The 11,838-nt window shown below is 59.0% G+C and carries 11 protein-coding genes; 5 read left to right on the top strand and 6 right to left on the bottom strand.

The genetic code is table 11. The features are described 5' to 3' along the window. Positions 1-230 precede the first annotated feature (230 nt). Complete coding sequence (locus PQQ96_RS40310) at positions 231-374, top strand: hypothetical protein (protein WP_408302734.1); 144 nt, start codon at positions 231-233, stop codon at positions 372-374. Positions 375-1,134: 760 nt separating this feature from the next. On the opposite strand, the gene PQQ96_RS40305 is transcribed toward PQQ96_RS40310, so the two are convergent. The 5 genes from PQQ96_RS40305 to PQQ96_RS40285 form a co-directional block, all read right to left on the bottom strand. Beyond that, positions 1,135-4,332 (bottom strand): sensor domain-containing protein, encoded by a 3,198-nt coding sequence (locus PQQ96_RS40305; protein ID WP_408302732.1) that lies wholly within the window; start codon positions 4,330-4,332, stop codon positions 1,135-1,137. A 586-nt stretch (positions 4,333-4,918) separates the two neighbouring features. Beyond that, on the bottom strand, positions 4,919-5,257 hold the full coding sequence (locus PQQ96_RS40300; protein WP_408302730.1) for a hypothetical protein: 339 nt from the start codon (positions 5,255-5,257) through the stop codon (positions 4,919-4,921). A gap of 160 nt (positions 5,258-5,417) precedes the next feature. Continuing rightward, positions 5,418-6,293 (bottom strand): CHAD domain-containing protein, encoded by an 876-nt coding sequence (locus PQQ96_RS40295; RefSeq protein WP_408302728.1) that lies wholly within the window; start codon positions 6,291-6,293, stop codon positions 5,418-5,420. Between the two features lie 283 nt (positions 6,294-6,576). Continuing rightward, on the bottom strand, positions 6,577-7,824 hold the full coding sequence (locus PQQ96_RS40290) for an MFS transporter (protein ID WP_408302726.1): 1,248 nt from the start codon (positions 7,822-7,824) through the stop codon (positions 6,577-6,579). A gap of 302 nt (positions 7,825-8,126) precedes the next feature. Continuing rightward, entirely contained in the window at positions 8,127-8,438 is a 312-nt protein-coding gene (locus PQQ96_RS40285) for a hypothetical protein (RefSeq protein ID WP_408302724.1), read from the bottom strand. A 774-nt stretch (positions 8,439-9,212) separates the two neighbouring features. Between PQQ96_RS40285 and PQQ96_RS40280 the strand changes: the two genes are divergently transcribed. From PQQ96_RS40280 to PQQ96_RS40270, 3 genes are all read left to right on the top strand, one after another. Next, complete coding sequence (locus PQQ96_RS40280; RefSeq protein WP_408302722.1) at positions 9,213-9,539, top strand: H-NS histone family protein; 327 nt, start codon at positions 9,213-9,215, stop codon at positions 9,537-9,539. Between the two features lie 215 nt (positions 9,540-9,754). Then, the gene (locus PQQ96_RS40275; protein WP_408302720.1) at positions 9,755-10,309 is read left to right on the top strand and encodes a fasciclin domain-containing protein; all 555 of its coding nucleotides are present in this window, start codon (positions 9,755-9,757) and stop codon (positions 10,307-10,309) included. Between the two features lie 45 nt (positions 10,310-10,354). Beyond that, positions 10,355-10,633, top strand: coding sequence for a hypothetical protein (locus tag PQQ96_RS40270; RefSeq protein ID WP_408302718.1), 279 nt, complete (start codon positions 10,355-10,357; stop codon positions 10,631-10,633). A gap of 59 nt (positions 10,634-10,692) precedes the next feature. Here PQQ96_RS40270 and PQQ96_RS40265 read toward each other — a convergent pair whose 3' ends face one another. Continuing rightward, positions 10,693-11,193 (bottom strand): arsenate reductase ArsC, encoded by a 501-nt coding sequence (locus PQQ96_RS40265; RefSeq protein WP_408302716.1) that lies wholly within the window; start codon positions 11,191-11,193, stop codon positions 10,693-10,695. Positions 11,194-11,460: 267 nt separating this feature from the next. On the opposite strand from PQQ96_RS40265, the gene PQQ96_RS40260 reads away from it, so the two are divergent. Continuing rightward, positions 11,461-11,838, top strand: a 378-nt coding sequence (locus PQQ96_RS40260) for an MFS transporter (protein ID WP_408302714.1), incomplete at its 3' end; no start/stop codon positions are given.

Raw genomic sequence — 11,838 nt, 5'->3', positions numbered from 1 at the left:
CCCACCGATTCTGACGCACAATCAACCCTTCTCCCCGAACATTACGTTTCGAGCGCTCCGTTCCGCCCTAAATACTGACCGCGCCCCCTTCGGTCTCCCGCGGATCAAGTTCCAGGTCGCGAAATCTCAAACTCGCCCTCTCAAGTTAATGGTTTCTCCACTTTGCCTCCATGGCGACTTCTGCGCCCGGGTCTCAGTATTGGGGTGCAGCAACCCTAAACGGAGGACATATGAAACTCAAACGCCTGATTCTGGCCGTTCTCGTCGGAGCCGGCATGTTCATTAGCTGTGCCGGCGCGGCTTACGCTTACCCGCCCGACCCGATTGACCATGCTGTCGAAGATTTCCCACCCAATCCGTGCGACGGGCTCTGAGGGCAATGGGTGGCGAAGGCGCAGGTGTTGTGGCCGTCTGCATGAGAGGTGTTCTATGTCATCAAACCATTCTCCGGCGCCTACGAACCGGCGTCGCCCCGCTGCCCGGCATGCTGTCGTTGTGCTAATCGCGACCCTGGCCTTTTGCGCTAGCGCGGCAAACGCGGACAATCCAGACATCTTTCGAGTTGTGCTGCAAGGCGACTCCATCCAGGTTGCCTGGAGTTGGCCACCTCGAGTCTCGCAAGGTGCCGACTTCTGGAATCTGCGCATCTACAAGGAAGGCGCATTTCAGGGACAACCAAAATATGACGCGACGGCCGACGGGATGCGAGGTGGCCAAGTACCCATAGGAAACATCGATACCGGAGCCTATTACAGCTTCGAAGTTCAGGCATGTTTCAGCGGCGGCCTGTTTCAACCGTCCAATTGCGGAGGCTGGTCAAACATGGCGTACTGGTCACCGGCACCGGGATGGTGTTTATCGGGTTTTGTGTGGCGCCAGGCTCGACCAGACGACCATATATGCGTGACACCGCAAACGCGAACGCAAGCGGCTGAAGACAATGCCGATGCCGCGGGAGGTAGAAATCCGGACGGCACCTGTCACGTTCCCTACGTATGGCGCGAGGCGTTTGCGGGTGACGACATTTGCGTACCGGTCGCGACCAGAACGCAAACGCAACAGGACAACAGCGAGGCATCCCAACGTGTTGTTCCGCCATCGCCGTGAGATTTAGCGCGAGGCGCGGCACCTGCCTCATGTGACAGCGTCGCGAAAGCTCGGTGAAGTCGGCAATCGAAGCATGCTTGCAATGGCTTCTCCCGAAACAGCGGCGCTGTAGAGAAAGCCTTGTCCTTCGATACACCCGTGCTCAACCAGAAATCCCCTCTGCACGTCCGTTTCGACGCCTTCCGCAATCACATCGAATTTCAGGGCCTCGGCAATGGCGATGACGGCGAGTGTCAGCGCTTCGTACTCTGTCCCACGGCCAATCTCATGCACAAAGACCTTGTCAATCTTGATGCGGTCGATACTGAAGCGCTTCAGATAACTCAGGCTCGAATAGCCGGTGCCGAAATCATCGATGGAGACTTTGACGCCGAGTTCGCGCAAGTCGCGCAGCACCCGCGCCACGTCATCGGCATTGCGCATCAGCGCCCCTTCCGTCACTTCCAGCTCGAGCAATTCGGCCGGACAGGCCGCGTCGTGCAATGCGCCGCGCACCACGCCAATGATGTCGGAACGCTCCAACTGATGCGGGGAAACGTTCACGGAAACACGAATCGGAGGCAGGCCCTGCTCTCGCCACCTGCTGACCTGAAGACAGGCGGTTCGGAGCACCCATTCACCGATGCCTTGGATCAGGCCCGTTTCTTCGGCAATGGGGATGAACACGGCCGGCGAGACCGCACCGAGTTCGGCATCATGCCAGCGCAGCAACGCTTCAGCGCCGAAGATACGCCCGGTGACCATGTCGATCTGAGGTTGATAAGCCACCTGAAGCGTTTTGGCCTTGACTGCCCGCCGCAGCCGGGTTGACAGGTGTAAGCGTTCGGCCGCGGCTCGATTCAGTTCGGGCCGATAAAACTGATATCCGTTCCGCCCGTGCGATTTCGCCAGATACATCGCCGCGTCGGCATTGCGAATCAACGTGTCGGCATCAGCGCCGTCCTGCGGATATGTGGCGACGCCGATGCTGGCCTCCACATACAGCTCCCGCTCGCCGGCATAGAACGGCTCGGTCATGGCGGCAATCAGCCGGTCAAGCATGGGTATTAACTGCTCGCTGCCTGAACGCGCGGCAACGATGATGAACTCGTCTCCACCGTAACGCGCCACCAGGTCATTTGACCGGACCAGTCGCTGCAACCGCCTGGCTACGCTCGCCAGGAGGGTGTCACCTACACGATGGCCCAAGGAGTCATTGACCTCCTTGAAGCGGTCAAGGTCGAGGAACATGACCGATACTTCACTGCCAGCCTCGGATGCGCGTTTAATGGTTTCAACCAGCCGCTCATCAAGCAAGGTGCGATTCGGCAGTTCCGTCAGCGCATCGTATCTCGCCTGGTGCTCGAGGCGCGCCTGATACTCCACCAGCGCTGTCACGTCGCTCATGACACCCACATGGTGGGTCACCTGCCCTCGCTCATCACGCACGGGCGCTACCAGCACGTTATTCCAGAACCGTTCACCGTTCTTTCGGGTACAGGGCAGCGTGACATTGGCCTCTGTATTGCCGCTCATGGCGTGTCGAACTTCAGCCCATTTATGGGGTTCACCCGCCAGCCTGAACAACGAATCGCACTCCACGCCGATCACGTCGCTGGACGCATACCCCGTGATACGCTCAAACGCTGCGTTAGCAAAAATCACGACGTTCAAGTCTTGCCGTACCTCGGCAATCACAATCCCGTTGATACTCGCGTCTATTGCCCTGCCTTGAAGACGCAGCGCCAGTTCGGCTTTGCGCCGGGCTGTGATGTTCTCGTAGGCGATCAGTACGCCGACGACCGCTCCGTTCTGGTCCTCCAACGGGAGCTTGGTTTCGGAAATCCACACTTCCGTGCCATCCACGGCTATGGCTCTACGCTCGAAATGGCGTCGGGTGAGTTCACGCGACATGACCTGGACATCTTCGACCTGTACCGCGTTCGCATCGTCGCCCCAACGCAAATCGTGGTCGCTCAAACCAATCAGGGCGTCCCGCGATGGCAAACCGGCATCGCGCGCATAGATCTCATTGCCGCCAACGTAGCGGTGCCTGGCGTCCTTCCATGCAATACCCTGGGGAATGTGGTCGAGCACGTACTCAAGCGTCTGCTTGGATTCAAACAGTTCGGCTTTGGCGACCATTTCAAGCGTGACGTCCACCATGACGGACATCGTGGCAGCGCGACCTTCAAACGAAACATTCAGATGGTGAACGTCCATGGACCTGCGCTCGCCAGACCGGGTCTGATGAACCCAGACGCCGACTGCCTGCGTCTCACCGGATGTGGCGCCGGGCTTTGACTGGAAGACCTCCTTCAGACGGATAAATTCGTCCGCGGGATGGACATCGCCCAACGACATCTTGAGCAGTTCGGCCTCCTGATACCCAAAGGTCCGCTGCGCGGCGCCATTGACCGCGACAATGCTCAGCGACTGATTGTCGTATATCCAGATTGGCAGCGGATGCTCATCAAAAAACCGCTGATACCTGGCACGTGCTCCGTCAGCCAGACGTAGCGCCGCTCCAAGCCGTCTCGCGATTCGATCGTTCCACCGTATCAGACCAAGCAGCAGCGCCGCAGCCGTCAACCCGCTCGCGAGCAGCGCAGCGGACACCCGCTTTGCGTCCGACGAAGACTGACTGACAACGGAGTCGAGCGTGGCATCGGTTTCCATACGCACATCGACGACGTGCTCGAGAACGCTATAGAAGTAAGCATCGATCTCACCCAACGCCGGGTCTCCGAGGCCAATGCTTCCAGGACGCTGGTTGACCTGTCTCGCCAATGCATTGCTGCGGTCGCCGAGCTTTCGCATCATTTCATCGAGTTCGCTCAGGCGCGAGACGCAATCTCCGCGTCCATGACAGCCGACGCGTGCATCGCCCGTCAATTCGAGAAGCGTAGAAATCGGAAAGCTGTAGGCAGCGCGCTTGTAAAACGGACGGGTGCTAATCAGCGTGTAGAGTTCGCCGTGTTCGTCGAGCATGATCTGCTGAACCTGGTCGAGGTCATGTTTCAGTCGACCGGATTCCCGCAGCGTGCTGAGTGAGTTCTCCTGCTCGTGCGTCTGGCGGTGAGCCAGAAACGTGTTCATGCCGATCGCCGAGAGAATGAAAGCCACTGAAATTACAGTGAAAGCTTTGCGGGCGAATTCTTGCCTGAAGGTCAATCCTGCGAGCGTGATGGTTTCACGTTGCCTTGGCGGCCCGCTGTGTGAGCGATTGGGGTGCGACTTTGCCATGTATGGCCTCGAGTCCGTCAGACCGTCAAGATAACGGCCTGCAAGAGCAACTTCTTGAGCGTTGCGAGCGCAAACTTACGCGCGCAACGACGGACAGCCAATGAGGGACTCAGGCCTTGCCTGGTTAACGGCGTGTAAGCTTCAACGACGTCGCGCCAGACGTTGGTCAGGTACGCAAGACGCCTATCAGGCGCCCAAGTTCAGCGGGTCGGGTGTATGACCGATACAGCTCTCCCACTGTACCGAATGCCAAGGCGGGCTTCAGAGTCGCACCGGGAAGTGCTTCTGTAATCCAGACAAACGCATTCATTTCGCGTTGAGCAGCATGCACCGCTGCAGTGAGTACGGTAAGGGCTCGTTCCGGAGAATGCCCACCAAGGTCGACGAAGCAACGCTCAAACGGGTGCTTCGTTGCACTTTCGACGTGTAACACTGACTTTCGAACGTCCAAATCAACCTCCTGCTCGGATTGCGCCTCCTGTATATCAATTGATTGTGACAATGCAACACATGACGAGGCGAACAGTGCGGCTCGCGCCGGCGCCTCTCCGCGCCCCGAAAGCAGGATGACCGGTTGCTCGCAGGCTTACGCAGGAGAAAAGATCACGGCGCCAACGTCATCGATGTGCGTGAAGCTTCGAACAAAACGGTACGTCTGGTCACCAACCGTTATCCGGTTGACGCCGGCCTGCGTCAGCTCGAGTATCTCGTCAGCCACGTCCACCGCAATGGTTCCATGACTCGTCAACGCGTTGTCCTCGTCCGCCGGGTGGCCGATGTAGACAGCACAAACGCTCGTATCGCGGCGCATCATGACAACGCACTCGCCCTCATCCAGCGAGAGTTCGAGAAATTCGACCAGCGTCAGCAACGAACCAGGCGCCTGCCCATGCGGGTCGTAAGCCAAACCAGAATTAGCAGTCATATTGCCGTCCCCCGTCAAATGCGTCGGTACTGAACAGGAAGCTCGCCCTCGGGCGCCAATGGCTCCACTATAAGCGCCTGCATTCGAATGCGCGCCCCCTCTCTTCGAAAGCCAGGAGATAAGTCTAAATGGGGGGTGTGACGGGGCTGCGGCGGAACGGCTACCATGCGGTGCGCAATATCTCGTGCACGTGGTGCATGTGATGTTTCTTCTGGTCCTGCAGATATCCGACGGCCGCTTTGATCACCTTTGGCGCACCGAGCTGGAACGAATACTCCCGAAGCAAGGTTTCGCTCGTGACGAGGTCGTTGAGCGTCCCGAGTTCGTCCTGCACCGACGTCAGGCGCTCGATGGTGGCCTGATGACTGCCATCGAGAACCGGCGTAAAGAACTCCAGCAGATATCGCAGCCTCTTCCCTGCGATGCGCACTTCATGCAGCGCAACGTACCCTGAATCTTTATCCGATATCACTCGCCTCACCCGCTTCTTCAGTGCTTTCTCGGCGGATACCACACGGTCCTCGGCAAACCAGGCTAGCGCAGGGCGGATGGCCGAAGAATCCAATTGGTGTCGGGCACCTGTCAGTGCGAGCTGGAGTATCTGCTCGACGCCGGCGTTCCCGATTGTTCTTCGACTGAACGACAGCGCGTCGGCACGATGCTCGTCCACAGACTCGAGAACTGCGGCAAACGTGTGTTGCATCGACCGGTCCGCTGCAAGCAGGTCGCGCAGGATATCCCAGTCGCGAGTTTTACCTGCGGCGTTGGCCAGGGATTTGAACTCGCCACGCTGCAGCGCGGAGTCCTTCTTATCGAGTAGTGGCCTATACGCCCACCAGAGCGAACGCAAACGGCGCAGCGCGACGCGAAGCTTGTGCAGTACTTCAGGGTCGGCTTTCAAATGCAATGCATGAGCACGCCGAGCGGCATCTGCAGAAATGGACGTCGCCAGACAGGCAAACGCGTCGGCCGTCGACATGGCCCGGGTGATCGAATCCGCTCTTCCGCTGTCGCCGCCGACGATCGATGGGGACACACCTGCTCCTTGCGTCGCAGACACGAGAATCTGAGAGTTCATTTTCCGGACGCCCTCGGATACGACAGGATAAGCAGAGACAGTCGGTGACGAATACCTGTTCGCCGGCGGATTTGACGAGGCGGCATGATTGCGGACGCTATCTAGCCACGCATTCCAATCGTATAACGAAAAATCCCCGAAAGCCAATGCGCCCCCTTTGGTTGCGCCTATGTGCCGCGGGGAGTCCGCCATACCTGTAAATACTTAACAACGATGCAGGTCGCATGTCAATTTCGCAGCGCTAATCAGTACACGCCGGACACGCTATCGATCCGGCGGCCACCTTCTGCTCGCTGCGCCCAAAACTCGCGAGCGCCGCGAGCCCAAGCAGCGCCAAACCGCTGCCGAAGAGAAAGTCCGCGGAAATACCGACATGGTCGACCACGACGCCACCAATGAGCGACCCGAGTGCGATCGCAACCTGGATGATGCTGACAAACAGCGCCGAGCCCGCTTCCGGCGAATCCGGCGTGGCGCGCTGAATCCAGATGCTGAAGCACAGCGGCAACGCGCCAAAAGAAATACCCCACGCAAGGACAAGCGCGATCACACCGATCGACGAACGTTGCAACAGCGGCATGGCTAGCAGCGCGAACATGAGCAGAGAAACCATCGTGCCCACCGACGTTTTCAGGTTACGCGTGACCGTCGACGAAACGGCGAAGTTCGAGATGAAACCAATAATGCCGAAGCCGAGCAGCAACCACGTAATCGTCGACATCGTGAAACTCGCGTTACGCAGCAGGAACGGCGTGATGTACGTGTACGAAGAAAAATGCGCGCCGAATACGAGCGCCACCATCAGCATGCTTCTGCGCGGATGCGGCCGGCGCAGCAACGCCACCAGATCGTGCAGCCGCAATGCGGCTGTCGACGGCAAGGACGGCACGAAGACGAACTGAGCCACGAGCGCGATCGCGACAAGTACGCCGGTTGCCATAAACGAAGCACGCCATGACGCGAAGCTGGCAATGAGCGTGCCGAGCGGCACGCCGATCACCGTCGCACAGGTCACGCCGGTCAGGATCGTCGCCATGGCCTTGGCCGAATCCTTCGGCTGTACAAGGCGCCCCGATGCCGCCGTCGCCAGGGTCCAGAATCCGCCCAAAGCCGCGCCGAGCAGCGCGCGTCCGAGCAGCATGAACAGGAAATCAGGCGCAAAGGCGGATATCAGATTCGACGCCAGCAGCAAGGCTGTGAGCAACAGAAATACACGCCGGCGATCCATTCTCCCGGCCACCAGCATCAAACCGGGCGCGGAGATGGCGGCAATCACACCCGGCACGGTGACCATCAATCCAGCGGTGCCCGGCAGTACGCCCAGATCTGCCGCGATGCGCGGCAGCAGTCCAACGGGCAAAAACTCCGTGGTCACGAATGCGAATGCACCGATTGCAACGGCCACAACAGCGAGCCACGAACGTAGGGACGACGAGGCGCCATCGTCCGGCGAGGCAGTGCCCGCCGGCAGATTATCTTCCATCAGCATAGTATTGTTTGCGAGTTACTAAACAACGAGTGGGATTGGAGCAGTCACGCCGGACTAATCAATTCACGAGCAGCAAATCACGAATAAAAAAGCAGGCGGTATTGGCCTGCTTATGATTGCGATCGGAACAAACAGTGGGTGAAAACCGGAACGGAACACACCTTACCATCGTATTAAAACGCCCGCTGACCACTCCGTAAAATTGCAGTCGGGCGTGGGGGTATTTCGATCAGGGTGCCGTGCGCGAATGCATTCGAGGCGGTGCGCGCGGCTCCCCCACCGCCTCCTGAGCGGCCAGTTGGCTATTGACCAAAATAGACCCTGCATTGCGGCCCGGAAGAGCACGGCCGTTCCTGTCGGCCTCCCGCTTCCGTCGCGCCTGCAGCCACACCCCCATAGGAAACGTTCTGCACCGGTTGAGCGGCCGGCATCATGGTGCGCCCACTTTCACTAAACGACATGTCGGTCGTGTCTTGCGCCGATTCGTTCGCGTTCTGCTGCATCAGCGCCCGGCCCGACACCGCTTCATCCTGCTGGCTGTCCAGTGCGCCGGCTGTGCCCGGTGCCAGAAAGAGCGCGGCGCTTGCCAGCGCCATCAACAAACGTAGTTTCATGTCCAGACTCCTCGAATCCGGCGCAGCAGCTTTCATCCCCTCGAAAAAGAATTGATCCGCGAAAAAACGTCATGCGACCCAATTGACCTGATGGGCGGGACGGGCGAATGCCTATGCGGGACTGCTGCGGCGAGTCACCGAACTAAATGAGTAAATAGTTGCCAAACCTGAAACCGATGTCGGGCGCGCACGCGCGGCTTGCCGGAAGCGGTCGCCACCAGGCTGGAAACGCAGAGTGTTGCTCTGCTGTTTCGTTATAGGTCGGCCACCCAGGATTTCAATCCCGGCGGTGGCGGCTGGGTTGGCGGCGCCGATCGTCGCCCGATCTGTGACCGCCGACAACAAAATCAGTCCGGCTGGCGCGTGCTTTACTCGAACAGTGCGTTATGATGCTGGAATAACACACAAAATCAGACCCGCGCGAGGCACCGACGAGAGACGGAGCGTGGGCATGAGACCGGCCATTCGCAATCAGTGCATCGTTATCATCGTTTTTTCCAAAGCGGCCGTAGGGCTTATCCAGCCATACCTGCTGCGCGGCGGAGCGCCCGGATATTCACTGATTGGCGCGGCCAGCCGTCTAGGCGGCCTGGCCGGGTATAGGCAGTAACACAATTTATGGGGCATCGTTATTTGACGCTGCCAGTAGGATTTCCTTCGATCAATAACCTCACCGCGAGCGGGCCCCATTTACATGGGTTCAATGCTTTCGCGGCTTCCCCTTGCAGTCTGTGATTCACAGAACGCCGGACGCTTTAGAAGGACGAATATTTTATGGACGAAAGGAAGCGAGATAGCATGATTGCGTATCTCCGCCATCGCATGGAAGAGTTTGGCATCAAACCAGAAGACCTCGCCGCCGTGCTGGCGGCCGAACCGAAGGGGCAAAAGAACGCGCGCTACCGCAGCGCAACAGGCGATAGCTGGGACGGCCAGGGTGAAATGCCCCAATGGCTTAAACAGGCAATTAGCGCAGGTCAATCAATTGACCACTTCGAATTGTCGGCCACGCCGGCACCCGCCCCGCAGCCGAGAAAACAGGTGGATTGGGTCAACGACCCGTTCGCAGGTAGCCCGCTTGCGCGCCAAAACAACCGCTAAGCCGTCTGATTGTTAAGCCGCTAGCACAAAGGCATCACCCCTTACTTTCCTGATGGCAACAGCAGGTTTGGCACGTTCGTCGACGCGAGCGTGCTGGCGCCGCTTACGCTGGCGAAGACAAGCTGTGCCCTGCCGGTTTGCATCCAGACACCTGAGCCGGCCGTATATCCGGTCAGAGCAACGCAATAACGCGCTGCATCGTCAGGAGACCGGTCATGAAAGGGAAATGGGGTTTTGCCGCCGCTGCTTTATCGATTGCCGCCTCCAGCGTATTCGCTGCAGGTGAAACCGTCATGGTGGGCGGACAGGCGATGCTCCCCAGCAAGGACATCGTCGACAACGCAGTCAACTCCGCCGATCACACCACGCTCGTCGCCGCGGTCAAAGCGGCCGGTCTCGTCGACACACTCAGGAGTCCGGGTCCGTTCACCGTTTTCGCACCGACCAACGAAGCGTTTGCGGCGCTGCCCGCCGGCACGGTCGACACGCTCGTCAAGCCTGAAAACAAGGCGACGCTCACCAGCATTCTCACCTATCACGTACTCCCCGGCCGTTACGACTTCAGCAAGCTGGACTCGGCAATCAGGGCTGGCGGCGGTAAGGCGTCGATCAAGACCGTCAACGGCGAGATGCTCACCTTCACGGAAAACGGACCGCGCAATATCGTCGTCGCCGACGCGGCGGGCCACACCGCGGACATCTCCACCTACGACGTCTATCAAAGCAACGGCGTCATCATGGTGGTCGACAAAGTGCTGATGCCGAAATAACGGGCAGCGACCCCAATGCCCGATGAGTTCGCAAGGAGAAATATCATGCGCAATTCCACGCTTAATATCATGCTCGCTACCGCCGCTCTTTCAATGGCTTGCGGTGGAGCCTACGCACAAGGGGGCGGCAACGGCCAGGGTGGCACCGGTGGGGGTAACGCCCACGGCGCCGCTACGGCAGGTATGACGTATCACGGCGACCCGGCCACCAGCCCGCTAGCAATGTGGCCCGGGAACACATCGAAAATGATGGACTCGGGCGACACCGGCATGCACGCGATGTCGCCCAACGATCCGATGACTCCGCCGAAAACCGCGCAGTGAAAACGCAGCCCCGCGTTTCGCGTCTGGCGTCGCTCAGCCGGATGAAACGCCGGGGATGCTCACAACACGTCGCTCACACAAGCCGGCGACTCGACGCGCGCGGCAACCTCCCGCGCCGCCGCATACTGCGGCAATTCGATGAAGGTGCTGACCTGCCGCACGATTTGCCAGAACACTTTATCGAACAAACGGACACGCTCCGGCTCGGGCATGTCGTCGGCGAGCGGATCGGCAAATGTCCAATGACACAACGAAGGCTCCCCCGGAAAGAGTGGCGCATGATGCCCGGCAACGCACGCGTCGAGCGCGATGACGAGATCCATCCGCGGTGCCCATTCGCCCGTGAACTCCAGCCAGCTTTTCGGACTGAGCGCCCCGAGGTCCGAAATACCGGGCCGCAATTGCGCGACCGCAATGGGATGAACCCGCGCGGCCGGCTCCGGCCCCGCGCTAAATGCGTCGAACCGGTGTCCAGCCAGTTCTCGCAGTAAAGCTTCGGCCATGATGCTGCGTGCTGAATTCTCTCGGCAGAGAAACAGCACCTTGTATTTTCTGGTCACGCTCACCCCGTACACGTGTTTTTTTATCTCTCTGTGTCATTCTGCCAGCCCGGTCTTGCACCCTCGTGACACTACGATGACTTAATTCCCGGCGCCACAAGGATGTGTACCAGGACGGTCAACCACGGGCATCGGCCGTTGCATGTGCGACGAAGTTTAGCAGCGCAAAGTCGATTCTTTCAGTATGCTGTCAATCGCGCGCCGGCCTGGCAACCTCCGTGGTAACGGCCGGCGTGCGTTGAAAAATCCCACAGCAATTAGAGACACATGAACGCTACAACGCTGAATCCTGCCGCCGACCGGGACAAACTGGAATCCCTCGCTTACGCCAAAGTCACCTGGCGCCTCCTGCCGTTTTTATTTCTCTGCTACGTCGCTGCCTATCTCGACCGCGTCAACGTCGGCTTTGCGAAGCTGCAAATGCTCAACGACCTACACTTCAGTGACACGGTCTACGGACTGGGCGCGGGTATTTTCTTCATCGGTTATTTCTTTTTTGAAGTCCCCAGTAATGTCTTGATGCACCGTTTTGGCGCACGTGTGTGGATCAGCCGCATCATGATTACGTGGGCGGTCATCTCGGCCGCGACCCTGTTCGTCACCACGCCAACCCAGTTCTACGTCTTGCGATTTTTGCTAGGCGTC

Origin of the sequence: Paraburkholderia sediminicola (genome assembly GCF_046027825.1) — a bacterium.
Classification (GTDB): Bacteria; Pseudomonadota; Gammaproteobacteria; order Burkholderiales; family Burkholderiaceae; genus Paraburkholderia; species Paraburkholderia sediminicola_D.
The sequence above is the reverse complement of the archived record's forward strand: the minus strand, read 5'-3'. Positions and strand labels throughout refer to the sequence as shown.